Origin of the sequence: Cedecea neteri NBRC 105707 = ATCC 33855 (genome assembly GCF_001571265.1) — a bacterium.
Lineage (GTDB): Bacteria > Pseudomonadota > Gammaproteobacteria > Enterobacterales > Enterobacteriaceae > Cedecea > Cedecea neteri.
The window spans coordinates 1-26,323 of record NZ_BCTL01000005.1 but is presented as its reverse complement, the minus strand read 5'-3'; the positions used below and the strand labels follow the sequence as shown (position 1 = coordinate 26,323).

The 26,323-nt window shown below is 53.6% G+C and carries 25 protein-coding genes; 8 read left to right on the top strand and 17 right to left on the bottom strand.

Annotation, left to right across the window (positions count from 1 at the left end; all coding sequences use genetic code 11):
• Positions 1-278: 278 nt before the first annotated feature.
• From CNE01S_RS02605 to asnC, 13 genes are all read right to left on the bottom strand, one after another.
• A complete protein-coding gene (locus tag CNE01S_RS02605; RefSeq protein ID WP_008457739.1) occupies positions 279-698 on the bottom strand; it encodes a F0F1 ATP synthase subunit epsilon in 420 nt (139 codons plus the stop codon).
• 19 nt (positions 699-717) lie between these two features.
• Positions 718-2,100, bottom strand: coding sequence for a F0F1 ATP synthase subunit beta (gene atpD / locus CNE01S_RS02600; RefSeq protein ID WP_061273148.1), 1,383 nt, complete (start codon positions 2,098-2,100; stop codon positions 718-720).
• 157 nt (positions 2,101-2,257) lie between these two features.
• The gene (atpG, locus tag CNE01S_RS02595) at positions 2,258-3,121 is read right to left on the bottom strand and encodes a F0F1 ATP synthase subunit gamma (RefSeq protein ID WP_045784450.1); all 864 of its coding nucleotides are present in this window, start codon (positions 3,119-3,121) and stop codon (positions 2,258-2,260) included.
• A 51-nt stretch (positions 3,122-3,172) separates the two neighbouring features.
• Positions 3,173-4,714, bottom strand: coding sequence for a F0F1 ATP synthase subunit alpha (gene atpA, locus CNE01S_RS02590; RefSeq protein WP_008457747.1), 1,542 nt, complete (start codon positions 4,712-4,714; stop codon positions 3,173-3,175).
• A gap of 12 nt (positions 4,715-4,726) precedes the next feature.
• The gene (gene atpH / locus CNE01S_RS02585; RefSeq protein ID WP_061273145.1) at positions 4,727-5,260 is read right to left on the bottom strand and encodes a F0F1 ATP synthase subunit delta; all 534 of its coding nucleotides are present in this window, start codon (positions 5,258-5,260) and stop codon (positions 4,727-4,729) included.
• A gap of 14 nt (positions 5,261-5,274) precedes the next feature.
• Positions 5,275-5,745, bottom strand: coding sequence for a F0F1 ATP synthase subunit B (atpF, locus tag CNE01S_RS02580; protein WP_061273142.1), 471 nt, complete (start codon positions 5,743-5,745; stop codon positions 5,275-5,277).
• A 61-nt stretch (positions 5,746-5,806) separates the two neighbouring features.
• On the bottom strand, positions 5,807-6,046 hold the full coding sequence (gene atpE / locus CNE01S_RS02575; RefSeq protein ID WP_000429386.1) for a F0F1 ATP synthase subunit C: 240 nt from the start codon (positions 6,044-6,046) through the stop codon (positions 5,807-5,809).
• 47 nt (positions 6,047-6,093) lie between these two features.
• A complete protein-coding gene (gene atpB, locus CNE01S_RS02570; protein ID WP_039299003.1) occupies positions 6,094-6,912 on the bottom strand; it encodes a F0F1 ATP synthase subunit A in 819 nt (272 codons plus the stop codon).
• 8 nt (positions 6,913-6,920) lie between these two features.
• Positions 6,921-7,301 carry a F0F1 ATP synthase subunit I gene (gene atpI / locus CNE01S_RS02565; protein ID WP_045784452.1) on the bottom strand — a complete coding sequence of 127 codons (381 nt, stop codon included), beginning with the start codon at positions 7,299-7,301 and terminating at the stop codon, positions 6,921-6,923.
• A 619-nt stretch (positions 7,302-7,920) separates the two neighbouring features.
• Entirely contained in the window at positions 7,921-8,544 is a 624-nt protein-coding gene (gene rsmG / locus CNE01S_RS02560; RefSeq protein WP_061273132.1) for a 16S rRNA (guanine(527)-N(7))-methyltransferase RsmG, read from the bottom strand.
• Between the two features lie 59 nt (positions 8,545-8,603).
• On the bottom strand, positions 8,604-10,493 hold the full coding sequence (gene mnmG, locus CNE01S_RS02555) for a tRNA uridine-5-carboxymethylaminomethyl(34) synthesis enzyme MnmG (RefSeq protein ID WP_061273129.1): 1,890 nt from the start codon (positions 10,491-10,493) through the stop codon (positions 8,604-8,606).
• 370 nt (positions 10,494-10,863) lie between these two features.
• Positions 10,864-11,313, bottom strand: coding sequence for an FMN-binding protein MioC (gene mioC, locus CNE01S_RS02550; protein ID WP_061273126.1), 450 nt, complete (start codon positions 11,311-11,313; stop codon positions 10,864-10,866).
• A gap of 89 nt (positions 11,314-11,402) precedes the next feature.
• Positions 11,403-11,861: a transcriptional regulator AsnC gene (gene asnC / locus CNE01S_RS02545; RefSeq protein WP_008457765.1), complete on the bottom strand. Its 459-nt coding sequence runs from the start codon at positions 11,859-11,861 to the stop codon at positions 11,403-11,405.
• 155 nt (positions 11,862-12,016) lie between these two features.
• Between asnC and asnA the strand changes: the two genes are divergently transcribed.
• A complete protein-coding gene (gene asnA / locus CNE01S_RS02540) occupies positions 12,017-13,009 on the top strand; it encodes an aspartate--ammonia ligase (protein WP_061273123.1) in 993 nt (330 codons plus the stop codon).
• Positions 13,010-13,012: 3 nt separating this feature from the next.
• On the opposite strand, the gene viaA is transcribed toward asnA, so the two are convergent.
• Both viaA and ravA read right to left on the bottom strand, forming a co-directional pair.
• The gene (viaA, locus tag CNE01S_RS02535; RefSeq protein ID WP_061273120.1) at positions 13,013-14,464 is read right to left on the bottom strand and encodes an ATPase RavA stimulator ViaA; all 1,452 of its coding nucleotides are present in this window, start codon (positions 14,462-14,464) and stop codon (positions 13,013-13,015) included.
• A complete protein-coding gene (ravA, locus tag CNE01S_RS02530) occupies positions 14,461-15,954 on the bottom strand; it encodes an ATPase RavA (RefSeq protein ID WP_061273118.1) in 1,494 nt (497 codons plus the stop codon). The genes viaA and ravA overlap by 4 nt, the downstream gene beginning before the upstream one ends.
• Positions 15,955-16,178: 224 nt before the next feature.
• Between ravA and kup the strand changes: the two genes are divergently transcribed.
• The 7 genes from kup to rbsR all read left to right on the top strand — a co-directional run bounded on the left by kup (position 16,179) and on the right by rbsR (position 24,064).
• A complete protein-coding gene (gene kup, locus CNE01S_RS02525) occupies positions 16,179-18,047 on the top strand; it encodes a low affinity potassium transporter Kup (RefSeq protein WP_061273116.1) in 1,869 nt (622 codons plus the stop codon).
• A gap of 201 nt (positions 18,048-18,248) precedes the next feature.
• Positions 18,249-18,668: a D-ribose pyranase gene (rbsD, locus tag CNE01S_RS02520; RefSeq protein WP_061273114.1), complete on the top strand. Its 420-nt coding sequence runs from the start codon at positions 18,249-18,251 to the stop codon at positions 18,666-18,668.
• Between the two features lie 10 nt (positions 18,669-18,678).
• Entirely contained in the window at positions 18,679-20,193 is a 1,515-nt protein-coding gene (gene rbsA, locus CNE01S_RS02515) for a ribose ABC transporter ATP-binding protein RbsA (protein WP_061273112.1), read from the top strand.
• On the top strand, positions 20,190-21,155 hold the full coding sequence (rbsC, locus tag CNE01S_RS02510) for a ribose ABC transporter permease (protein WP_061273109.1): 966 nt from the start codon (positions 20,190-20,192) through the stop codon (positions 21,153-21,155). The genes rbsA and rbsC overlap by 4 nt, the downstream gene beginning before the upstream one ends.
• A gap of 27 nt (positions 21,156-21,182) precedes the next feature.
• Positions 21,183-22,070, top strand: a complete 888-nt coding sequence (gene rbsB / locus CNE01S_RS02505; protein WP_061273107.1) for a ribose ABC transporter substrate-binding protein RbsB — start codon at positions 21,183-21,185, stop codon at positions 22,068-22,070.
• Positions 22,071-22,138: 68 nt separating this feature from the next.
• Positions 22,139-23,068 (top strand): ribokinase, encoded by a 930-nt coding sequence (gene rbsK / locus CNE01S_RS02500; RefSeq protein ID WP_061273101.1) that lies wholly within the window; start codon positions 22,139-22,141, stop codon positions 23,066-23,068.
• A 3-nt stretch (positions 23,069-23,071) separates the two neighbouring features.
• Positions 23,072-24,064 (top strand): ribose operon transcriptional repressor RbsR, encoded by a 993-nt coding sequence (gene rbsR, locus CNE01S_RS02495; protein WP_061273099.1) that lies wholly within the window; start codon positions 23,072-23,074, stop codon positions 24,062-24,064.
• Here rbsR and mdtD read toward each other — a convergent pair.
• Both mdtD and CNE01S_RS02485 read right to left on the bottom strand, forming a co-directional pair.
• Entirely contained in the window at positions 24,061-25,455 is a 1,395-nt protein-coding gene (gene mdtD / locus CNE01S_RS02490) for a multidrug transporter subunit MdtD (protein WP_061273097.1), read from the bottom strand. The two genes, rbsR and mdtD, sit on opposite strands and share 4 nt — an antisense overlap.
• 30 nt (positions 25,456-25,485) lie before the next feature.
• Positions 25,486-26,184: a FadR/GntR family transcriptional regulator gene (locus tag CNE01S_RS02485; RefSeq protein WP_061273094.1), complete on the bottom strand. Its 699-nt coding sequence runs from the start codon at positions 26,182-26,184 to the stop codon at positions 25,486-25,488.
• Between the last annotated feature and the right edge of the window lie 139 nt (positions 26,185-26,323).

Below are 26,323 nucleotides of genomic sequence, written 5' to 3'. Positions count from 1 at the left end.
TAGTGTGTGAAGTAAAGCGATTTAGCCTTGAAAATTCTACATATTTTGCACCAAAAAATACGCTGCTGCTAATTTCACCGCCTTTACATTTCTAGCGTCTTTTATAGCAGTAATTACGGTAGAATCCATGAAAATTAAGGCCAAAAGACGGGCTAAATTCCCTGAGTAAGGCGCTATCTAGCTGGTTTTATGGTTATTTTGAGCATGGAATAAAGCTGGGGAATAAAAAAATGCCAGTCAGGTTTCCCGGACTGGCATTTGTCTTTTCAAGCAGGTAGTTACATCGCTTTTTTGGTTAACTCGATAACGCGCAGTTTGGCGATCGCTTTAGCCAGTTCAGCAGAAGCCTGAGCGTAATCCACGTCACCGTGGGAGCTGTGCATGTGCTCTTCAGCTTTGCGTTTCGCTTCCAGGGCACGCGCTTCGTCGAGATCCTGACCGCGAATCGCGGTGTCAGCCAGAACGGTTACGTTACCCGGCTGAACTTCCAGAACACCGCCGGACAGGTAGATAAACTCTTCATGTCCGTGCTGTTTAACGATGCGAATCATACCAGGCTTAATGGCGGTGAGCAGCGGGGCGTGACCAGGGTAGATACCCAGCTCACCTTCGCTACCCGTTACCTGGATCTTCTCGACCAGACCGGAGAACATTTGCTGCTCCGCGCTGACGACGTCCAGGTGGTAAGTCATAGCCATGTCACCCTCCGATTAGGCGTTAAAGTTTTTTCGCTTTCTCAACGGCTTCGTCGATGGAGCCAACCATGTAGAACGCCTGCTCTGGCAGATGGTCGTATTCGCCGTCCATGATGCCTTTAAAGCCACGGATGGTATCTTTCAGCGAAACGTATTTGCCTGGAGAACCGGTAAAGACTTCTGCTACGAAGAATGGCTGAGACAGGAAGCGCTGGATCTTACGCGCACGAGCTACAACCAGTTTGTCTTCTTCGGACAGTTCGTCCATACCCAGAATCGCGATGATGTCTTTCAGTTCCTGGTAACGCTGCAGGATAGACTGAACGCCACGCGCGGTGTCGTAGTGCTCCTGGCCAACAACCAGTGGATCCAGCTGACGGCTGGTGGAGTCCAGCGGGTCAACGGCCGGGTAAATACCCAGAGATGCGATCTGACGGCTCAGCGTAACGGTTGAGTCCAGGTGCGCAAAGGTGGTCGCCGGAGACGGGTCAGTCAAGTCATCCGCAGGAACGTAAACGGCCTGTACGGAGGTGATAGAACCGGTCTTGGTGGAGGTAATACGCTCCTGAAGAACACCCATCTCTTCTGCCAGAGTTGGCTGATAACCTACCGCAGAAGGCATACGACCCAGCAGTGCAGATACTTCGGTACCGGCCAGGGTATAACGGTAGATGTTATCAACGAACAGCAAAACGTCGCGGCCTTCGTCACGGAATTTTTCCGCGATGGTCAGACCGGTCAGCGCTACGCGCAGACGGTTACCTGGTGGCTCGTTCATCTGGCCGTAAACCAGTGCTACTTTATCCAGAACGTTGGAGTCGGTCATTTCGTGGTAGAAGTCGTTACCCTCACGAGTACGCTCACCCACGCCCGCAAACACGGAATAACCGGAGTGCTCGATCGCAATGTTACGGATCAGCTCCATCATGTTTACGGTTTTACCTACGCCCGCACCACCGAACAGACCTACTTTACCGCCCTTAGCGAACGGACAAATCAGGTCGATAACTTTGATGCCGGTTTCCAGCAATTCCTGAGAGCTGGACAGCTCTTCGTAGGAAGGTGCTGCGCGGTGAATCGCCCAACGGTCTTCTTCGCCGATGTCGCCTTTCATGTCGATCGGCTGACCCAGCACGTTCATGATACGGCCAAGGGTCGCTTTACCTACCGGGACTTCGATCGGGTGCTCGAGGTCTGTTACTACCAGACCACGACGCAGACCGTCGGAAGAACCCATTGCGATGGTACGCACGATACCGCCGCCGAGCTGCTGCTGAACTTCCAGCACCAGCTTCTCATTGTTGTTCTGTACCTCAAGCGCGTCATAAACGCGCGGTACGCCGTCCTGAGGGAACTCGACGTCCACCACGGCGCCGATTACCTGGACAATCTTTCCAGTAGCCATCTTGAATCCTCTACGTAATTCGTTTACCCGTCATATTTCAACTTGCAGATGCGTTGACTGCCTTCCCTCACCTCAGTCACTTACTTAAGTAAGCGCTTGAGGATTCGCTCAGTTGCCGCCTTTCTGCAAACCGAACTATTTAGGGTAATAACCTGGTTTAAACCGCGGACGCGCCACCGACGATTTCGGTAAGTTCCTGAGTAATGCTGGCCTGACGAGCTTTGTTGTATACCAACCGCAGCTCTTTAATCAGGCTGCCGCCGTTATCGGTTGCGGCTTTCATCGCCACCATACGTGCGGCCTGCTCGCTGGCCAGGTTTTCTACGACGCCCTGATAAACCTGAGACTCGACATAACGACGCAGCAGGGTGTCCAGCAGCGCTTTCGGGTCTGGTTCGTACAGGTAGTCCCAGGATTTACGCTTCAGCTCCTCATCTTCTGATGCCGGTAACGGCAGCAGCTGAGTGATGGTCGGAACCTGAGACATGGTGTTAACAAATTTGTTGCTGACAACGTACAGCTTGTCCAGACGACCTTCGTCGTAGGCTTGCAGCATCACTTTCACCGGGCCGATCAGTTCGGACAGGGAAGGGGTATCTCCCATGCCGGTAACCTGAGCAACCACGTTGCCGCCAACGGAGTTGAAGAAAGAAACGCCTTTCGAGCCGATCATCGCGAGTTCGCTCTGAACGCCCTTATCGGACCACTCTTTCATATCCGCCAGCACTTTTTTGAACAGGTTAATGTTCAAACCGCCGCACAAACCACGATCGGTCGACACCACCAGGTAGCCCACGCGCTTAACGTCGCGTTCTTCCAGGTATGGGTGCTTATATTCCAGATTACCGTTAGCAAGGTGACCAATCACTTTGCGCATGGTATCTGCATAAGGACGGCTGGCCGCCATGCGATCCTGCGATTTACGCATTTTGGAAGCGGCGACCATCTCCATCGCTTTGGTGATCTTCTGCGTGTTCTGGACGCTTGCGATCTTACTACGTATCTCTTTTGCGCCGGCCATGAGCTTCTCCTCAATGCCTCGCGGCCTGCCCTAAGACAAGCCGCTAAGACGTTACCAGGACTGGGTTGCTTTAAAGGAGTCGAGGATGCCTTTCAGCTTGCCTTCGATCTCGTCGTTATAGCCACCGGTCTGGTTAATTTCTTGCATCAGCGGAGCGTGATCACGGTCAGCGTAAGCCAGCAGAGCGGCTTCGAAGCTACCGATTTTCGCCAGTTCCACGTCTTCGAGGTAACCGCGTTCAGCCGCGAACAGTACCAGGCCCTGCTGTGCAACAGACATTGGGGCATACTGTTTCTGTTTCAGCAGCTCGGTCACTTTCTGACCGTGGCTCAGCTGTTTGCGGGTTGCTTCGTCCAGATCGGATGCGAACTGAGAGAACGCAGCCAGTTCACGATACTGTGCCAGCGCGGTACGGATACCACCGGACAGTTTCTTGATGATCTTGGTCTGAGCAGCACCACCAACACGAGAGACCGAAATACCTGGGTTAACCGCCGGACGAATACCGGAGTTAAACAGGTTGGTTTCCAGGAAGATCTGACCATCGGTAATCGAAATTACGTTGGTTGGAACGAACGCAGAAACGTCACCCGCCTGGGTTTCGATGATCGGCAGAGCGGTCAGGGAGCCGGTTTTACCTTTAACTTCACCTTTGGTGAAAGCTTCCACGTATTCCGCGTTAACGCGGGATGCGCGCTCCAGCAGACGGGAGTGGAGGTAGAACACGTCGCCTGGGAAGGCTTCACGACCTGGTGGACGACGAAGCAGCAGGGAAACCTGACGATAAGCAACAGCCTGTTTGGACAGGTCATCGTATACGATCAGCGCATCTTCACCGCGGTCACGGAAGTATTCGCCCATTGCGCAACCGGCATATGGCGCCAGGTATTGCAGTGCAGCGGATTCAGATGCAGTGGCCACAACAACGATAGTGTTGGACAGTGCACCGTGCTCTTCCAGTTTACGAACCACGTTAGAAATGGTGGACGCTTTCTGGCCGATAGCCACGTACACACATTTGATGCCGGAGTCACGCTGGTTGATGATGGCATCGATTGCCATCGCGGTTTTACCGGTCTGACGGTCACCGATGATCAGCTCACGCTGGCCACGGCCGATTGGAATCATCGCATCGACGGATTTATAACCGGTCTGAACCGGCTGATCGACGGACTGACGTTCGATTACGCCCGGTGCGATAACTTCGATTGGCGAGAAGCCATCGTTATCAACCGGACCTTTACCGTCGATTGGCGCACCCAGGGTGTTCACCACGCGGCCCAGCAGGCCACGGCCGACCGGCACTTCCAGAATACGGCCCGTACACTTAACTTTCATGCCTTCGGCAAGGTCAGCGTATGGACCCATAACTACAGCACCTACGGAGTCGCGCTCCAGGTTCAGTGCGATAGCGTAACGGTTTCCCGGCAGGGAAATCATCTCACCCTGCATACAATCGGCCAGGCCGTGAACGCGGATAATACCGTCACTTACAGAAACAATTGTACCTTCGTTATGAGCTTCGCTCACAACATTGAACTGAGCAATGCGCTGCTTGATCAGTTCGCTGATTTCGGTGGAATTCAGTTGCATGCTCCAGTCCCCTTAAGACTGCAAGACGTCTGCAAGGCGTTCAAGACGGCCGCGTACGCTACCATCAATGACCATATCACCCGACTGGATGATAACGCCCGCCATAACAGACTTATCGATTTTGCAATTCAGCTTAACTTTGCGTGACAGACGTTTTTCCATTGCGGTCGTAATGTTCGCGAGTTGCTCATTACTCAGCTCAGCAGCAGAAGTTACCTGAACCTCTGCAATCGCTTCACTGAGCGCGCGTAAATGCGCAAACTGCTCGAGAACATCCGGGAGCGCTTTTAAACGACCGTTATCAGCCATCACCTTAATCAGGTTCTGGCCGTTGGCGTCCAGCTGCTCGCCGCAAATGGCGATGAACGAATCTGCGAGCGTCTCGGGTGCCAATGCACCGGAAAGTAGCTCTTCCATTTGTTCGTTTTTCGTTACCTCGGCAGCAAACGCCAGCATGTTCTGCCAGCGGTCTACGCTCTGGTGTTCGACGGCAAAGTCAAAAGCTGCTTTGGCGTAGGGGCGAGCTACAGTAACAAATTCAGACATCAGCCCCTCCCTCCTTACAGTTCAGCGACCAGTTTATCGACGATGTCGCTGTTAGCAGCTTCATCTACGGAACGTTCGATTATCTTCTCGGCACCGGCAATAGCCAGCAGAGCGACCTGCTTACGCAGCTCTTCACGAGCGCGTTTACGCTCAGCGTCGATTTCTGCCTGAGCCTGTCCAACGATTTTATTACGTTCCTGCTCTGCCTCAGTTTTCGCTTCATCAAGGATCTGGGCACGGCGTTTGTTCGCCTGCTCAATGATCACCTGAGCTTCCGCTTTGGCTTTTTTCAGCTGGTCGGTCGCGTTGGCCTGTGCAAGGTCAAGGTCCTTTTGAGCACGTTCCGCAGAAGCAAGACCGTCAGCAATTTCTTTTTGACGTTTCTCGATGGCTGCCATTAATGGCGGCCATACGTACTTCATGCAAAACATTACAAACAGGACAAACGCGATGGCCTGGCCGAGGATTGTTGCGTTAATGTTCACAGCACAATGCCTCTTTGTTAGTTAACGTTCTGATATTACTAGATGACTCAAACATCGCTCACTAGGCGACGGCGAACATCACGTACAGACCCAGACCAACAGCGATCATTGGGATTGCATCCACCAGACCCATTACGATAAAGAACTGAGTACGCAGCAGTGGAATCAGATCTGGTTGGCGTGCAGCGCCTTCCAGGAATTTGCCCCCGAGGATGCCGATACCGATCGCAGCACCGATTGCCGCCAGACCCATCATCACAGCGGCAGCCATGTACAGCAGATCCATATTCAGGTTTTCCATGACAGTCTCCAAGTTTGTTTCAGTTAAACGCAGTAGTGGTAAGTAAATTAATGTTCTTCAGACGCCATCGACAGATAGACGATCGTCAGAACCATGAAGATGAAGGCTTGCAGCGTAATAATCAGGATGTGGAAAATGGCCCACGGCACATTCAGAATCCACTGTGACCACCACGGCAACAGACCTGCAATCAGAATGAAAATCAGCTCACCGGCATACATGTTGCCGAACAGTCGCAGACCCAGTGATACAGGTTTGGACAGCAGGCTTACCCCTTCAAGGATTAAGTTGACAGGAATAAATGCCCAGTGATTGAACGGCTGCAGCGTCAGCTCTTTCGTGAAGCCGCCAATGCCTTTCATTTTGATGCTGTAGAACAGAATGAGGATAAACACGCCCAGCGCCATAGAGAGGGTGATATTCACGTCCGCAGACGGCACCACGCGCAGGGCTGGCAGGCCAAAGATGTGCTCACCAATGTATGGCAGCAGATCGATAGGCAGCAGATCCATCAAGTTCATCAGGAAGACCCAGACGAAAATCGTCAGGGCGAGTGGAGCGATAACCTTGCTTTTGCCATGGTACATGTCTTTCACGCTGCCATGCACAAAGCCAATAATCAGCTCTACAAAAGTCTGGAATTTACCCGGGACACCGCTGGTTGCGGTTTTCGCCACTTTACGGAACAACACCAGGAACACCAGACCCAGAAATACTGAGAAGAACATGGAGTCGATGTTGAGCGTCCAGAAGGTAGCCGGGGGGTTATGCGGATCCACCAGCGAGAAAGTACGCAGGTCCAACTGAAGGTTATTCAGGTGGTGACCTATATACTCCTGCGGTGTAGAGATTTCTCCTGCAGACATGATGCCTCTTACCCTTTGTTGTTAATTACAGCTGGTGCGAGTATCTGCACAACCAGCACCGAAACCCACGTCACTATTAGCGGCAATACCACCGCCTTAAAGTACGCCAGCGCCACCACTAAAATGATGAAGGTCGCAATCACCTTTAGCACTTCGCCGAGAGCGAATGTCCAGGCCACACGGCCTTTAGCGGGTGTATGCGCCTGATGGCGCCAGGCAAAAATCATAAACAGCACGTTTGGCAGCCAAACTGCCAGGCCTCCACCGAGAGCGGAAGCGCCCCAAGAAGGAGCTTTAAGGCAAAACAGCAATCCAATTGCGACTACAGCCAGAAGTTGGATGAACAAAAGCTTGCGGGCTACGTTCTTACTCAAGAGCGACACAGACATGACGTTTCCTAACTCCTGCTACCTATGAGGTATGTCGCGTGTCGTATAAAACTGTCTTTGCGACGCTGAGTCAAGCCTCAAAAAGCGAGCAAATTATACGGTGCGGCCCAGTGATTTCAAACAATAAGTAGCGAAAAGGTGAACAAATGTTTAATTAATTTTCCGCAGAGCCATTTTCTGACTTTTGGGGAATCGCATCGGCTTCCTCAAAAAGTGCAAATAAGTCGAAATCCCCGACAGCAAAGCGTGCACACGATCACAAATTAAACATCTTATCGCCAGGCATTATTTTGCAGCCTAAGAAAGCACAAATTACATATGATTGATAATTAAGCTGATTAATGCGCACTCTGTTTAAAACAACTTGAAACGCTATAAAAACCTTTCATTGACATTCCAGTTAAACTTTTAACATTCGAAAGGGACCATTTTTCGGCGTAATTTTAGCCGGATGATATTTTCAAATAAAATTATTACCCTGGTAATTAATCGTCTTGAGGTTAAAAGCAGGATAAATCCGAGTTAAAGATTGGTTAAATGTAACCAGGCATTTCATCGGTAACCCTCTCATTTTTTAACCTCAGTGAAACATTCCAATCGCGCCGTTTTTTGATAAATATTAAGTTTTGTTTGCCTTAATCAGCACCAAATGCCTCTCCCCTTCCAGGGCTGGCACGCTGAGTTTGACGATATTTTCCACTGTGAATCCGGCCGGCAGTTCAGTCATCTCTTCATCCGGGCGTACTCCCTTCAGCGCATAAAATCGCCCGTGTTCCCCCGGCAGATGATGGCACCAGTTCACCATGTCGCTTAGCGAGGCAAAAGCACGGCTGACCACGCCGTCAAACGGTGGCTCCGCCGGGAAATCCTCCACACGGCTTTGGACCGGGGTGATGTTCTCAAGCTTCAGTTCATGCTGCACCTGGCGCAGGAACCGGACGCGCTTGCCGAGACTGTCCAGCAGGGTGAAATGCGAATCAGGACGCACGATTGCCAGCGGAATGCCAGGCAAACCAGGGCCCGTACCGACATCAATAAACCGGCTCCCCTGCAAATGCGGTTCGACCACAATACTGTCCAGAATATGGCGCACCAGCATTTCATCAGGATTACGCACCGAAGTGAGATTGTACGCTTTGTTCCATTTGTCGAGCAGCGAGACGTAGCCCACCAGTTGCTGCTGCTGATGTTCTGGCAAGGTGATGCCGGCATCTTTCAGCAGGCGAGATAATTTAGTCAGCACGTCGTAAACCTATCAAAAAAAGAGGCCAGGATTGCCTGGCCTGTTGTCGTCTATTATTTTCAGGCGCTGCGTCGCAGCAGCCCTTGTTTCTTAAGCCAGACAAGCAAAATCGAGATTGCCGCAGGAGTAATTCCCGAAATACGGGATGCCTGACCAATGGAAACCGGTTTGTGATCGTTAAGCTTGGCGATCACCTCGTTAGACAGCCCGCTCACTTGGCTATAGTCGAGCGTTGCAGGCAGCACAGTATTCTCATTGCGCTGCTGTTTTTCAATCTCATCCTGCTGGCGAGCGATGTAGCCTTCGTACTTAACCTGGATCTCAACCTGCTCGGCAGCCTGAGGATCTTCCAGACCTGGCGCGAAAGTCGACAGCTGCATCATCGAAGCATAGGTCATTTCCGGACGGCGCAGCAGATCTTCGCCGTTAGCTTCTTTCGAAAGCGGCGCGCTAAGCTGAGCATTCACTTCTGCCACTTGCTCAGAATGCGGGTGCAGCCAGATGTCTTTCAGGCGCTGGCGTTCACGCTCGATCATCTCAAGCTTCTCGTTGAAGCGAGCCCAGCGAGCATCGTCTACCAGTCCCAGTTCACGACCTGCCGCGGTCAAACGCAGATCGGCGTTGTCTTCACGCAGCATCAGGCGGTATTCAGCCCGAGAGGTAAACATGCGGTACGGTTCTTTGGTCCCCAGCGTACACAGGTCATCCACCAGCACGCCAAGATATGCCTGGTCGCGACGTGGTGCCCAGCCCTCTTTCTCCGCAGAGAAGCGGGCGGCGTTCAGACCGGCAAGCAGGCCTTGAGCTGCAGCTTCTTCGTAACCGGTGGTGCCGTTAATCTGGCCAGCAAAGAACAGTCCCTGAATAAACTTACTTTCCAGCGTCGGCTTCAGATCGCGTGGATCGAAGAAGTCGTACTCAATAGCGTAGCCAGGACGAACGATCTTCGCATTCTCCATCCCCTTCATAGAGCGGACGATCTGCATCTGAACGTCAAACGGCAGGCTGGTGGAGATCCCGTTAGGGTAAATCTCATTGCTGGTCAGCCCTTCAGGCTCAAGGAATATTTGGTGCGCGTTACGATCGGCAAAACGCATCACTTTGTCTTCGATAGACGGGCAGTAACGAGGGCCAATGCCTTCGATAATCCCGGCATACATTGGGCTACGGTCGAGGTTATTACGAATGACCTCGTGGGTCTGCTCATTGGTATGCGTGATGTAGCAAGGTACCTGCTCCGGATGCTGGTTCACGTTCCCCATGAACGAGAAGACAGGCATTGGGTTATCCCCATGCTGTGGAGCAAGTACGCTAAAATCTATGGTGCGGGCGTCAATACGCGGAGGCGTGCCTGTTTTCAGGCGGCTCACGCGCAGAGGCAGTTCACGTAAGCGACGTGACAGCGGGATCGACGGAGGATCGCCAGCACGACCGCCGCTGTAGTTATCCAGCCCGATGTGGATCTTCCCATCGAGGAAGGTGCCTACGGTAAGCACAACCGCTTTTGCACGGAATTTAAGGCCCATCTGGGTCACTGCGCCAACGACACGATCGTTCTCAACGATAAGATCTTCAACCGCCTGCTGGAAAATCATCAGGTTGGGTTGGTTCTCCAGCGCGGTGCGCACGGCCTGGCGGTAAAGCACGCGGTCTGCCTGCGCACGAGTGGCGCGGACTGCCGGGCCTTTACTGGCGTTTAGTATCCTAAACTGAATACCTGCATGATCGATCGCGGTTGCCATCAGGCCACCGAGGGCATCCACTTCCTTAACCAAATGTCCCTTGCCAATACCGCCGATAGCCGGGTTACAGGACATTTGCCCCAGCGTGTCGATATTGTGTGTCAGAAGCAGGGTCTGCTGACCCATACGAGCTGCGGCCATTGCCGCCTCTGTGCCTGCATGACCCCCGCCGATGATGATGACGTCAAAAGGATCTGGATAAAACATGGTAACTGCCTCGGTTTCGCGAATGAGGGTTTGTGACTTCCCGGGCTGGGGATTCTACTCAACTTTAGTCTTTCGAGAAAGCATCGGGATCTTCGGTAATTAAAAGAAGATCTTTTTTATTTAAAGATCTCTTTATTATGATCTCTTATTAGGATCGACCACCCCTGTGGATAAGCCATTTATCCATTTTAGGATCAACAACCTGGAAAGGATCGTTTGCTGTGTACTACCAGTGATCCCAGACCGTATAAGCTGGGATCAGAATTGAGGTTTATGCACAACTCAAAAAGTGAACAGCAGTTGTTATTGGGATAACTACCGCTTAATCCAAGCTTTTAACCAGAGTTATCCACATCTGATCGTGCAATCTTTACACTTCAGGGAGTAAATTAATCCATGAACCGACCCAAATCTCGGCCGGATCCTCAGGAATGTCGTGATCGAGGATGTTAATTTTGAGCAAGGATCCTAAGCGGGTCGCCCCACATTCGGTCAGAAGCAGGTCGATCTTCTCTATTGCACCGCAAAACGTGTCGTATTCACGGCTGCCGATCCCGATCGCACCATAGCTTACGTCGCTGAGATCCGGACGCTGTTCATTTATAGCGTCATAGAAAGGCTGCAGGTTGTCTGGCAGATCGCCAGCACCATGGGTGGAAGAGACCACCAGCCAGATACCGCTGGTTTTCAGATCCTCTAAAAGAGGGCCATGCAGCATTTCAGCGCCATGCCCTGCTTCTTCAAGCTTCTCTGCCAGGTGTTCTGCTACATATTCGGCACTACCGAGCGTACTGCCACTAATCAGAGTGATATCAGCCATTGTATCCCGCCTTTTCAAATCGTCGCGTATTGTACGCTGTGAAAGAGCGGGGATCTACCTGTGGATAATATGGGTATTAAAATTAGGGCTCAGGGCCGGATAGTACGCATGATCGGGTTCTGCAGCGAGATCAGCGTTTCAGTGGATTGAATTTCATCGATTGTTTGGATCTTGTTGATAAGTACCTGCTGGAGGGCATCAATGGATCGACACATCACTTTTATAAAGATGCTGTAGTGGCCGGTGGTGTAGTAGGCTTCGGTCACTTCATCCAGGTTTTCCAGCTTGGTCAGGGCGGATGGATAATCTTTGGCGCTTTTCAGAATAATGCCAATAAAGCAGCAGACGTCATAGCCAAGCTGCTTCGGGCTGATATCGATGCGTGCACCGGTAATGATTCCCGCTTGCTTCATCTTCTCTACGCGAACGTGAATAGTGCCCGGGCTGACGCCAAACTGCTTGGCCAGTTCCGCATAGGCGGTGCGCGCATTCGCCATTAATGCTTCAAGTATCCCGCGATCGAGATTGTCGATTTGATAATTATCCATCACTTTTTCCTATGATAAATGCCGATTCTCTATTTTTTATAGCCTTAAATTCGTCGATTAAAAAGAGGCTGGCCTTTTTTATTGTTGATTATTGAATACGGTGGCGTTTCTGTTGCTTAATCGATGGCAGAAACAACACAACAAAGAGAAAAGCCATGAAAACCGCCTGGATTGCTAAACAACGTCAGATCAGTTTTGTGAAAACCCATTTCTCCCGTCAGCTGGAAGAGAAGCTTGGCCTGATTGAAGTCCAGGCACCGATCCTCAGCCGCGTGGGCGATGGTACACAGGACAACCTTTCTGGCAGCGAGAAAGCAGTGCAGGTAAAGGTGAAAACCTTGCCGCAGGCGCAGTTTGAAGTGGTGCATTCGCTGGCCAAATGGAAAAGAAAAACGCTAGGCCAGCATGACTTCAGCGCGGGCGAAGGGCTTTACACGCACATGAAAGCCCTTCGCCCCGATGAAGACCGTTTATCCCCTATTCACTCGGTCTATGTTGACCAGTGGGACTGGGAACGCGTGATGGGCGATGGCGAACGCCACACCGGCACGCTAAAACAAACCGTAGAGAGCATCTGGGCGGCAATTAAGGCTACTGAGGCTGAAGTGAGTGAACGCTTCGGTCTGGCGGCCTTGCTGCCGGAGAAAATCCATTTTGTTCACAGCGAAACGCTGCTGCAGCGCTTCCCTGGCCTGGATGCCAAAGGCCGCGAACGCGCTATTGCTAAAGAACTCGGCGCCGTCTTCTTGATCGGTATCGGGGGCAAACTATCGGACGGGAAACGTCACGACGTTCGCGCCCCAGACTATGATGACTGGTCAACGGGCGGGGAAGCTGGCCTGTCGGGATTGAACGGCGATATCCTGGTCTGGAACCCGGTGTTGGAAGATGCCCTGGAGCTTTCTTCTATGGGGATCCGCGTGGATGCCGAAACCCTGAAGCGTCAGTTGGCGATCACCGGAGATGAAGACAGGCTTCAGTTGGAGTGGCACCAGTCGCTGGTGAAAGGCGAAATGCCGCAAACCATCGGCGGCGGTATCGGCCAGTCCCGTTTAACGATGTTGCTGCTTCAACTGCCGCATATCGGCCAGGTTCAGTGCGGCGTCTGGTCGCCAGAAGTGCAGGCTAAGGTGAGTGACCTGCTGTAAGCTTTAGCGCCGCCAGCGACGCAGCAGGCGGCTTCTCATCCCGGTGTCAAAGCGCCAGATATGGTCAAAAATGCGCATGATGCCGGGCTTTCCGTGCCCTGACATAGCGACAGCGTGAAAACGGTTCTGGTACTGCCGCTGCAGCGCTTTCACGCTGCTGACGACATCGTCCGGCAGCCGCTGGGCGATAAAGTCCGAGATCACCACCGCATCGGCATCGTGCCAGTCTCCGGTCTGCATTTTTTCCAGGATCGAGCGGAAACAGCTGGCCAGATCCGTCCCGCCGCTGAAATGCTGGCTTAAAAAACGGATCGCCTGATCGATCCCGTCCCGCCCGCTGACCTCATAGCGCACCACTTCGCTGGAAAACAGCATAATAAAGCAGCGTCTGTTATCGGCGAGGGCAATGCGCATCAGCGCCAGGCAAAAAGCTTTGGCGCATTGCTCGTTGAACCCGCCCATTGAGCCGGAAGTGTCCACGCAGACAATAAATGGTCCGCGAGGCTGCTCGTCAAGGTCCTGATGAGCGACCGGACGTTCGATGACTTTTTCACGCCACGAGTCACCGTGCAGACGGTAAGTGAGCAGTTGCTTCTCCACCAGCCTGCGGTAGAACTCAAACTCCAGCTCGGTAATGCCCAGGGTTGCCAGCTCTGGCGGCAACAGACGCAGGATATCGTCGCTGCGCTGCAGGCCGTCCACCTGTTCGGGCACGGTAGCCGGCTCCCGGACCAGCATACGCCAGGGCTCGGTTGGGGAATCTTTACGCGGCACGGATTTAGCCTCGCGAGAGCGCCCCAGCTGCTCGGCAAGCTGCATCAGTTCCGGCTGGCCGGTGAGAAACTCACCGTATTGCACAATCAGCTGATAGTCCCCGCGCTTGAGCGTGCCGCCGCTCATATCCCACAGTTTACCGGCAGCTTTGTCGTTCTCCGCCAGGGCAGGATCCAGCTGCCCGCTAAGCGCCAGCCGTTCCTGAATCTCCGCCAGCAGCTTGTCGCGCTCGTCTTCTAACAGCTGTTGGTTAAGCGATGTGGCCTGTACAACCAGGCTTAGCCGCCAGCGCTGCAGAAACAGCGTATGCTGCGCTGGCGTGAAATGTGGATTATCGGCCACCAGCGTTTTGGCCTGTTCATAGAACGGCGAGCCGAGTTTGTGCAGCAGCTGGATAATTTCCGGCAGCCGCATGATAAGTTGCCCGGTGGTAAGTAACTGGCTCTGCTGGTAGCAAAGGACTTCCTGCGCCAGCTCATCCGGAACGTGCCCGTCCTTCAGGCGGCCTTTTAGCTGGTCTCGCCAGCGAGGTAAGTCTTCACTAACGGCTTTTTTCAAACGCGGGAATTTTTCGAAAAACACCGCCAGCTGCGGGGCAGCCAGCAGGGTAATAATAATCTCTTCTATCAGTTCACCTTCACCAATAGCCAGGATCATATCCAGCGTTTCAACGCTTATCATTGCCGGGCCTGTTTCAGCTGCGCCGCGACGTCCTGCAGGCTGGCTTCAATTTTTCCCAGCCAGTCGCTTTCAATAAACAGACATTTTTGCTGATCGTTAAAGCGTTCGTGCTGCTGGTGAAGCGCGGCGTCGAGATCGTCAAACTGCTTTTTGATCTCGTCAGGCACGCCTTGTTGCTGGTGCCCCGGCAGCGCAAGCCGCGTGGCCTGGAGGCTGACGTCGCGAATCGTCAGGTGCTGGCTGTTGTCCACTTCGAGGTTAAGCAACTGCGCAAAGCCAATCCCGTTCAGCTTACCGCGGATCTCGCCTCCTTTATTAAGCCACTGCGCCAGCGCTTCGCGCGCCAGAGTGATGTGAATCACTTCGATATCGTGCAGCTTCAGCGGCTTTTGCAGTAAAAGCGTCAGCGTTTCGCCGGTTATCTCATCCGGCAGCTGATACTGCGGTTTGCGGCTGAACATGCCGGTCTGCTTGAGCACGGTAAACGCATCCCGGTCGCTGCTTTGCTGCTGGAGCTGAAGGCGGCGCTGTACGATGGCGCTGAGTTTGCTGAGAATAGCCTGCTGCTGCCACGCGTGCCCGGTCATCAAAACTTCAATCTGCTGCTGCATCAAATTCATCGTCGCCGTGTCGTGCCACAGGCAGTCTTTCAGCAGGATAAGATCGATAGGTGCCACGGTATCGCGGCCGTTAAAGAAGGCGCTGGCCTGCAGCAGGCGAATGGCTTTTTTCCAGCGGCGATCAGACACATAAGGCGCGCCCGGCGTGGCCTCAAGTAGCTGTCTCAGCGTGAAGATAAGTTCAAAAACGTCGTCCGGCAGCGCGATGCCGCCAATTTGCTGCTGCCAGCTGAAATATTCTTCATCGGTAACCTGCAGGCTTTCGCTAACGGGATTAAAATTCTCGTCGTGCTGGCTGATGAGCATCGAACGGAAATTGGCTTTATCCTGCACTTTGTCGAGCCACAGGCGAATCAGCATACGGTCATACAGCGCTTCCAGGCTGCTGTCCGCTTCGGGTAATTCGTTGGAGGCGGCCATCAGCAGGCGCATGGGGATTTTTTCTTCACTGGCGCCGTTGCGGAAACGGCGTTCGTTAATGGCGGTCAGCAGGGTGTTTAAAATTGCCGGGCCGGCTTTCCAGATCTCATCCAGAAACACGATTTCGGCTTCCGGCAGGTAGCCGGCGGTCAGGCGCTCGTAGCGGCCTTCATCTTTCAGCGCCTGAATAGAAAGCGGGCCAAAAACTTCTTCTGGCGTTGAGAAGCGAGTCATTAGATATTCAAAGGCGCGCGCTTCGCGAAAAGCAAATTTCAGGCGGCGGGCGATCAGGCTTTTTGCAATGCCTGGCGGGCCAAGTAAAAAGACGCTTTCGCCGCTCAGTGCCGCCAGCAAGCAGAGACGAACGGCGTGCTGACGTTCAAAAAGTCCCTTTTCCAGCGCCTGGCTGAGACGAGAAATTCTTTCAGCCAGCAAATGTGATTGAGCCATAATTAGCTTTGCATCCTTACGCGGTTAACCCTGTGGAGAAACGCGAGTATAGCGTTTATTTTTAGCCAGTTAATGTGCTGATTATGCCGCATGCAGCGTTTGAGCTGGGATAATTCAAATGCATTTAGGAGTACGATTTACACAATTATCGTGCATACTGTGCGCCGTTTTGTGGGCCAAGGGACTAAGCACACGTTTTCGGGATTCCAACAAAAGATTAGTCTATGAGCGCTGATAATAAACAATCGTTGCCGGCCGTTACGCTGGCTGCTATCGGGGTTGTGTACGGTGATATAGGTACCAGCCCGCTTTATACCCTTCGTGAATGTCTGTCCGGGCAGTTTGGGTTTGGCGTTGAACGCGACGCCGTGTTTGGTTTTTTGTCGTTAATTTTTTGGCTGTTGGTACTGGTCGTCTCCATCAAATACCTCACCTTCGTGATGCGTGCGGATAACGCCGGGGAAGGCGGGATCTTAACGCTGATGTCTCTGGCTGGACGCAATACGACGGCGCGAATGACCTCGGTGCTGGTGATCATGGGGTTGATTGGCGGCAGCTTCTTCTACGGCGAGGTGGTTATCACGCCGGCGATATCGGTGATGTCGGCCATAGAAGGCCTGGAGATAGCCGCGCCACAGCTGGACCAATACATCGTCCCTCTCTCTATTATTGTTCTGACGCTGCTGTTTATGATTCAGAAGCACGGCACCGGGATGGTGGGCAAGCTGTTTGCTCCGGTGATGCTGCTGTGGTTCCTGACGCTCGCTGTCCTGGGCGCGCGTAGTATTATCGGCAACCCGGAAGTCCTGCAGGCGCTTAACCCTGCCTGGGCGGTGAATTTCTTCGTGCAATATAAAGCCGTGTCGTTCGTTGCTCTGGGGGCGGTTGTGCTGGCCATAACCGGCGTTGAAGCGCTGTATGCCGATATGGGGCACTTCGGTAAGCTCCCAATTCGCATCGCATGGTTTATTGCGGTTCTGCCTTCATTAGTTCTTAACTATTTTGGCCAGGGTGCCCTGCTGTTAAAGAACCCGGAAGCGATTAAAAACCCGTTCTTCCTGCTGGCACCTGACTGGGCGCTGATCCCGCTGCTGATTCTGGCGACGCTGGCCACTGTTATCGCCTCTCAGGCCGTTATTTCCGGCGTCTTCTCGCTTACGCGTCAGGCGGTTCGCCTGGGGTATCTCTCGCCAATGCGTATCATCCACACCTCGGAAATGGAGTCCGGGCAGATTTACATTCCAGCGATTAACTGGATCCTGTATATCGCCGTGGTGATCGTCATCGTTAGCTTCGAACATTCCAGTAACCTGGCGGCGGCATACGGGATTGCAGTAACCGGCACGATGGTGCTGACCTCGATCCTCTGCTGTACCGTGGCGCGCAAAAACTGGCACTGGAATAAAATTGCCGTGCTCCTGATGTGCGTGGGCTTCCTGTTTATCGACGTGCCGCTGTTCTCTGCTAACCTCGAGAAAATCGTCTCCGGTGGCTGGCTACCGCTCACGCTGGGCCTTGTCATGTTTACCATTATGACAACCTGGAAGAGCGAGCGCTTCCGCCTGCTGCGCCGCATGCATGAGCACGGTAACTCACTGGAAGCGATGATTGCGTCCCTTGAGAAGTCTCCACCGGTTCGCGTCCCGGGTACCGCGGTTTATATGTCCCGCGCGTTGAACGTGATCCCGTTCGCGATGCTGCATAACCTCAAGCACAACAAAGTGCTGCACGAGAGAGTCGTGCTGCTGACGCTGCGCACCGAAGATGCTCCGTACGTTCACAACGTTAAGCGCGTTTCTATCGAGCAGTTGTCGCCAACCTTCTGGCGGGTGGTGGCAAGCTACGGCTGGCGTGAAACGCCAAATGTGGAAGAAATTTTCCACCGCTGTGGCCTGGAGGGTTTGAGCTGCCGGATGATGGAAACGTCGTTCTTCATGTCGCACGAGTCGCTGATTATCGGCAAGCGTCCTTGGTATCTCCGCCTGCGTGGCAAGCTGTTCCTCGCCCTGCAGCGAAACGCTCTGCGAGCGCCTGACCAGTTTGAGATCCCGCCGAACAGGGTTATCGAGCTGGGCACCCAGGTCGAGATTTAAGTTAGATACCTGATGCCCTCACCCCGACCCTCTCCCACAGGAGAGGGTGCAAACACTAAAAACGGTACTCAGGTACCGTTTTGCGTTTATTAGCGAAACGTTTCGATGTTGATCACACTTCTTTAACCTGGTGGTTGTTTAACCGCCATCTCCTTTTCTACACTCTTCATTAGCGAAACGTTTCGCTAGTGGAGCAGGAAAATGAAGAAAGGTACCGTTCTTAACGCTGATATTTCGGCCGTTATCTCCCGCCTTGGGCACACCGATACGCTGGTGATTGCCGATGCCGGGCTGCCAATTCCGCGCAATACTCAGCGCATCGATCTGGCATTAACTCACGGCGTTCCGGGCTTTATGCAGGTCGTGGACGTGGTAACTCAGGAAATGCAGGTTGAGGCGGCAATCATTGCTTCTGAAATCAAACAACATAATTCCGGGCTTCACGAAACGTTGCTCAACCATATTGAGCAACTGCAAAAACACCAGGGAAAAACCATAGCTATTCGTTACATCAGTCATGAGCAGTTCAAGCAGCACACCGCGGATGCACATGCGGTTATTCGCAGCGGGGAGTGTTCCCCGTATGCGAATATCATTCTCTGTGCTGGCGTAACCTTCTGAGGAGGCCAGTATGGAACCTTTACTGCAGCTTAAAGGGATCGATAAATCGTTCCCCGGGGTGAAAGCCCTCTCTGGCGCAGCGTTGAACGTCTACCCGGGCCGCGCCATGGCGCTGGTGGGTGAAAACGGCGCCGGTAAATCCACGATGATGAAAGTCCTGACCGGGATCTACACCAAAGATGCCGGTTCGCTGCTGTGGCTCGGGAAAGAAACGGCTTTTAGCGGGCCGAAAGCTTCCCAGGAAGCCGGCATCGGGATTATTCACCAGGAACTTAACCTCATCCCGCAGCTTAGCATTGCGGAAAACATCTTCCTTGGCCGCGAGTTTGTCGGGCTTTTTGGCAAAATTGACTGGAAGAAGATGTACCGCGAAGCCGATAAGCTGCTGGCGAAGCTGAATTTACGCTACACCAGCGAACGCCTGGTAGGCGAGCTGTCGATTGGCGATCAGCAAATGGTCGAGATAGCCAAGGTGCTGAGCTTCGAGTCAAAAGTCATCGTCATGGATGAGCCGACCGATGCGCTGACCGACACCGAAACCGAGTCGCTGTTCCGCGTTATCCGTGAACTGAAGGCTCAGGGCTGCGGCATCGTTTATATCTCCCACCGCATGAAAGAGATCTTTGAAGTCTGCGACGACGTGACCGTTCTGCGCGACGGGCAGTTTATCGCTGAACGTGAAGTTTCCGCGCTCACCGAAGACTCGCTCATCGAAATGATGGTTGGCCGCAAGCTTGAAGATCAGTATCCGCATCTGGACAAACAGCCGGGCGACATTCGTCTGCGGGTCGATAACGTGTCCGGCCCCGGCGTGAAAGAGGTTTCTTTCACGCTGCGCAAAGGTGAAATCCTCGGCGTGGCCGGTCTGATGGGCGCCGGACGTACCGAGCTCATGAAGGTGCTGTATGGCGCGCTGCCGAGAACCGGCGGTTATGTGGCGCTGGATGGCCGCGAAGTGGTGACTCGCTCTCCGCAGGACGGGCTGGCAAACGGCATCGTTTATATCTCCGAAGACCGTAAGCGTGATGGCCTGGTTCTGGGCATGTCGGTGAAAGAGAACATGTCGCTGACCGCGCTGCGCTATTTCAGCCGCGACGTTGGCAGCCTGAAGCATAAAGATGAGCAGCAGGCGGTGCAGGACTTTATTCGCCTGTTTAACGTCAAAACGCCTTCTATGGAGCAGCCGATTGGCCTGCTTTCCGGTGGTAACCAGCAGAAAGTCGCCATTGCGCGTGGCCTGATGACTCGCCCGAAAGTGCTGATCCTCGATGAGCCAACGCGCGGCGTTGACGTTGGGGCGAAAAAAGAAATTTATCAGTTAATTAACCAGTTCAAAGCCGAAGGGTTGAGCATCATTCTGGTGTCGTCCGAGATGCCGGAAGTGCTGGGCATGAGCGACCGCATCATGGTTATCCACGAAGGGCGACTGAGCGGTGAATTCTCCCGTGAAGAAGCCACCCAAGAGGCGCTGATGGCCGCGGCCGTTGGTAAGCTTAATCGAGTGAATCAGGAGTTAGATAAATGAGTACCCAGACCGTGTCCACCCGTCGCTGGTTCACCAAAGCGTGGCTGTTGGAGCAAAAATCGCTGATCGCTCTGCTGGTGCTGATTGCGATTGTCTCGGCCCTGAGCCCGAATTTCTTTACCGTGAATAACCTGTTCAATATCCTGCAGCAAACCTCGGTTAACGCCATTATGGCAGTGGGGATGACGCTGGTCATTCTGACTTCCGGGATCGACCTGTCCGTCGGTTCTCTTCTGGCGCTGACCGGGGCGGTGGCGGCCTCGATTGTAGGATTCGAGGTGAATGCGCTGGTGGCTGTAGCCGCTGCGTTGGCTCTCGGGGCCGCAATTGGTGCCGTAACGGGCGTCATTGTGGCGAAAGGACGGGTTCAGGCCTTTATCGCCACGCTGGTGATGATGCTGCTGCTGCGCGGGGTGACGCTGGTTTACACCAATGGCAGCCCGATGAATACCGGCTTCTCGGACAATGCAGACCTGTTTGGCTGGTTCGGTATTGGCCGTCCGCTGGGGATCCCAACGCCGGTCTGGATTATGGCTGTTGTCTTCCTGGCCGCATGGTACATGCTGCACCATACCCGCCTGGGGCGTTATATCTATGCGCTCGGCGGCAACGAAGCGGCGACGCGCCTGTCCGGGATTAGCGTCAACAAAGTGAAAATCATCGTCTACTCTCTGTGTGGTCTGCTGGCGTCGCTCGCCGGGATTATCGAAGTAGCGCGTCTTTCCTCTGCGCAGCCAACGGCGGGTGCGGGATACGAACTGGATGCTATCGCGGCGGTTGTGCTGGGCGGTACCAGCCTGGCGGGCGGCAAAGGCCGGATTGTCGGCACGCTGATCGGGGCATTGATCCTCGGCTTCCTGAACAACGGTCTGAATTTATTAGGTGTTTCTTCTTATTACCAGATGATCGTCAAAGCGGTGGTTATTTTGCTGGCGGTGCTGGTGGACAATAAAAAGCAGTAAAACCATAACCCTACAGGACATCTGACTATGAACATGAAAAAACTGGCTACCCTGGTTTCCGCTGTCGCCCTGAGCGCCACCGTAAGCGCAAACGCCATGGCAAAAGACACCATCGCGCTGGTAGTGTCTACCCTGAACAACCCGTTCTTCGTGTCGCTGAAAGATGGCGCGCAGAAAGAAGCCGACAAGCTGGGCTACAACCTGGTGGTGCTGGATTCACAAAACAACCCGGCAAAAGAGCTGGCCAACGTGCAGGACTTAACCGTTCGTGGCACCAAGCTTATGCTGATTAACCCAACCGATTCCGATGCGGTGGGCAATGCCGTTAAAATGGCAAATCAGGCTAAAATTCCGGTGATTACCCTCGACCGTATCGCAAACCAGGGCACTGTGGTGAGCCACATTGCTTCTGATAACGTTGCTGGTGGCAAAATGGCCGGTGATTTCATTGCTAAGAAACTGGGCGACGGCGCGAAAGTCATTGAACTGCAGGGGATTGCAGGCGCTTCCGCTGCCCGTGAACGTGGTGAAGGTTTCAAGCAGGCCGTTGCCGCACATAAATTTGATGTACTGGCGAGCCAGCCGGCTGACTTTGACCGCACTAAAGGTCTGAACGTCATGCAGAACCTGCTGACCGCGCATCCTAACGTTCAGGCTGTATTTGCTCAGAACGATGAAATGGCACTGGGTGCCCTGCGTGCGCTGCAAACCGCGGGTAAATCCGATGTGTTGGTCGTCGGTTTCGACGGTACGGCTGACGGCGTGAAAGCTGTTGAAGGCGGCAAGCTGGGCGCGACTGTTGCCCAGATGGCTGACCAGATCGGCGTTATCGGCGTGGAAACCGCCGATAAAGTGCTGAAAGGCGAGAAAGTGGATGCAAAAATCCCGGTTGATTTGAAGCTGATCACCAAATAAGAATCAAAGAAAAGCAGGGCAACGCGCCACTCAGACATGAGTGGCGCACTCAAACTGGATATCAAGATATGAAAAGCACAGGCAAACTCGTCGTTCTTGGCAGCATTAACGCTGACCATATCCTCAACCTCGAACATTTCCCAACGCCAGGCGAAACCGTTACCGGGCAGGGCTATCAGGTGGCGTTCGGCGGTAAAGGTGCGAACCAGGCCGTGGCGGCTGGGCGCAGCGGGGCTGACATTGCGTTTATTGCCTGTGTGGGCGATGACGATACCGGTGGCCGCGTTTGTAAGCAGCTTGCCAGTGATAATATCGATACCTCGCCAATCAGCACCATTAAAGACGAAGCGACCGGTGTAGCGCTTATTTTTGTCAACGGCGCAGGTGAAAACGTGATTGGTATTCACTCTGGCGCTAACGCGGCTTTGACCCCCGTGCTGGTTGAAGCGGAACAGCAGAAAATCGCCGAAGCTTCTGCTTTATTAATGCAGCTGGAATCTCCGCTCGAAAGCGTGCTGGCGGCGGCGAAAATTGCCCATCAGCACCAGACCAAAGTTATTCTTAACCCGGCCCCGGCCTGTGAACTCTCCGATGAGCTTCTGGCGCTGCTGGATATGATCACCCCGAACGAAACAGAGGCGGAAAAGCTGACCGGCGTGCGCGTTGAGAGCGACGAAGATGCTGCCAAAGCCGCTGAAGTGCTTCATGGGAAGGGGATCAACACGGTAATTATCACCCTCGGCAGCCGTGGCGTATGGCTCAGCGAAAATGGCAGCGGCAAACGCGTGCCGGGCTTTAAGGTCAAAGCCGTCGATACTATTGCTGCCGGCGACACCTTTAACGGCGCGCTGGTTACCGCGTTGCTGGAAGATAAGCCGATGCAGGACGCCGTGCGATTTGCTCACGCTGCCGCCGCAATTGCCGTGACGCGTAAAGGCGCTCAGCCTTCCGTGCCGTGGCGCCAGGAAATTGATGAGTTCCTGCAGCAGCAGAGGTAAGCCATGGCTACCATGAAAGACGTCGCCCGCCTGGCGGGCGTTTCTACTTCTACCGTTTCGCACGTCATTAATAATGACCGCTTCGTGAGCGATGCTATTCGCCAGAAGGTAGAGGAAGCGGTTAAGACTCTGAATTATGCCCCTTCAGCGCTGGCGCGCAGCCTCAAGCTAAATCAAACCCATACCATCGGCATGCTGATCACGGCGAGTAGTAACCCCTTCTATTCTGAACTGGTTCGCGGCGTTGAACGCAGCTGCTTTGAGCGCGGCTATAGCCTAGTGCTGTGCAATACCGAAGGCGATGAGCATCGCATGAACCGAAATCTGGAAACGCTGCTGCAAAAGCGCGTCGATGGATTATTGCTGCTGTGCACCGAAACACATCAGCCTTCGCCGGAGATTATCAATCGCTACCCGACGATCCCTACCGTAATGATGGACTGGGCTCCGTTTGAGGGGCAGAGCGATGTGATTCAGGATAACTCACTGCTTGGCGGGGAAATGGCCACGCAGCACCTTATCGACAATGGCTATACCCGCATTGCCTGCATTGCCGGGCCGCAGGACAAAACGCCGGCCAGGCTGCGCCTTGAAGGCTACCGTAAAGCCATGGATCGGGCCGGGCTGGCTATCCTCCCGGGCTATGAAATTATCGGTGACTTTGAGTTTCAGGGCGGGTTTAGCGCCATGAGCGAGCTGCTCACGCTGGAGGAAAGGCCAGATGCAGTATTTATGGGCAATGACGCGATGGCCGTGGGTGCTTACCATGCTTTGTATCAGGCTGGTCTTAGCGTGCCGCAGGATATGGCGGTGATTGGCTACGATGATATTGAACTTGCACGTTATATGACGCCGCCGCTGACGACCATTCATCAGCCTAAAGATGAGCTCGGAGAACTGGCGGTGGATGTGCTGATCCACCGGATGGGGCAACCCGATCTGGCGCAGCAGCGTTTACTGCTGACGCCAGAGCTGGTGGAGCGAAGCTCCGTTTAAGGTTTGTGACGTTCTTTAATTAAGTTGCGCCCGTCTTTGGGGCGCAACAGCAGAAATACTGCCGAAGAGACTAGCGTTATCGCACCCATCGTCAGCAGGGTGTAATGGAACTGTTCGATGGTGTTGACGCTCTCTACACCTTCCCATGCACGCAACACTGCCGCGCTTACCGCAACCCCAAGGCTGATTGACAGCTGCTGCGTCACCGCTAATACGCTGTTGCCGCTGCTGGCGTTCTCATCCGTAAGGTCAGCAAGAGTAATCGTGTTCATGGCCGTAAACTGCGTCGACATCGCCATCCCTAATATAAAGAGGGGAAGGATCAGCAGCCAGACTTCCATTCCCGGTGACTGTAGCGAGAACTGGGCAATAAGCAGGCCGATGACGAGGGTGATACCGACCAGAGTTTTACGATAGCCCAGCCAGCGCAGCACCTGAGTCACCGTCGATTTGGCGAGTAACGAACCCACTGCCGTAGGTGCCATCATGCAGCCAGCCAGCAGTGCTGAATAACCAAAACCGACCTGCAGCATGAGCGGCATTAAAAAGGGCACGCAGCCGGTACCGAGGCGTGAGGCTATATTGCCGACGATACCAACGGAGAAGGTGCGCGTCTTAAAGAGAGGCAGGGGAATAAGCGGCGTCGGAACGCGGCGAGCATGCCAGACATACGTCAGCAGCAGTAAAATACCGCCCAGGATAACCAACATTCCTATATAGCTGGCAACAATCCGTTCGCCAAATAATTCAACTCCGCTGGAGATCAGCACCAGCCCCGCACCAAAGAGCAGGAAGCCGCTCATATCAAACCCGCGCTTCGGCGTGGTGAAATTGGGCATGTATTTACGGGCATACAGCAGACCCAGAATGCCAATCGGGATATTGATTAAAAATATCCAGTGCCAGCTTGCCCAGGTCACCAGCACGCCGCCGAGCAGCGGGCCAATAATGGGGCCGACCAGTCCAGGCATGGTGACAAAGTTGAGCACCGGGAGTAATTCGCTGCGCGGATAAGCCCGAAGCAGCGCCAGGCGGGCCACCGGCATCATCATTGCCCCGCCAATTCCCTGAATCACGCGGAAGATGACCAACTGAGTTAGCGACCCGGACATGGCGCAGGCGAAGGAGCCGAGGGTAAACAAGCTAACCGCCAGCATAAATACGCGACGTGTGCCGAAGCGGTCGGCTAACCAACCGCTTACCGGGATAAGCATTGCGACAGTTAAGGTGTAGCTAATAATGGCGGCCTGCATAGCCAACGGTGAGCGATTCAGGCTATGGGCTATTGCCGGGAGCGCGGTGTTAAGAATGGTGGCATCCAGCGCCTGCATAAAGAAAGCCATCGCGGCTATCCATGGCAGGCCGGCCATGCTGCGTGCTGTTTTCGTCATTATTATCCTGAAGGTTAAGTGCGCCTTAGACTACCGATGAGCGACGGGTTCCTTTAATAGCGCCAGGCAGGCATGAAAGGCGGCCTGCTCCTCTCCCTGAGTAATGGCATCCACAATCGCCTGATGCAAATCGAGCTTAATGACTTCGTTATCGGTAATCGCGGTGAAGTAATTGTAATAAATAGACCTGAATAAGTTCGCGAAAGATGTCATGAAAGGGTTACCACTCATTTCATAGATGAGCTCGTGGTAGGCCATATCCACTTCAATCCACCGCTGCCGGTCAAAGGTCTTCTGGAGTTCCGTCATTTGCGCCATTAACTGAGCCAGCCTGGTACGCTGCTGCTCATTGCTATTAATAGCGGCTAACGCGCAGGCCTGTGGCTCCAGGCTATTACGCATAATCAAAAACTCTTCGACTACATGGCTGAAATTATCTTTGGTCATCCACCAGGCTATCAGCTCCTTATCCAGGAAGTTCCAGTGGCTGCGGGGCATGACGCGAGTGCCAATTCTGGGACGAGGTAACAGCATGCCTTTAGCCGCTAGCGTCTTTACGGCCTCACGAACGGCCGTCCGGCTGACGCCAAAGATATCACTCAGTTCCATCTCGCCAGGAAGAATGCTGCCTGCGGCATATTCGCCCTTAAGAATTCGCTGAGCTAATTTCTCTGCCAGCACATAAGAAAGGTTTTTTTGAGCGGCGAGTTGTTGAGTGGATAAAGACATGACGCAATTCCTTTAGCTGTATTTCTTACCTTAGTATGCCACCGGCAGTGATTTTGCGGTGATTTATGCAGCAAATATCCCTGATTTGCTGGCTTTCTGCGCGCCGTTGGTGAAAAAGAATGCGGTCAGAAAGTTTTTT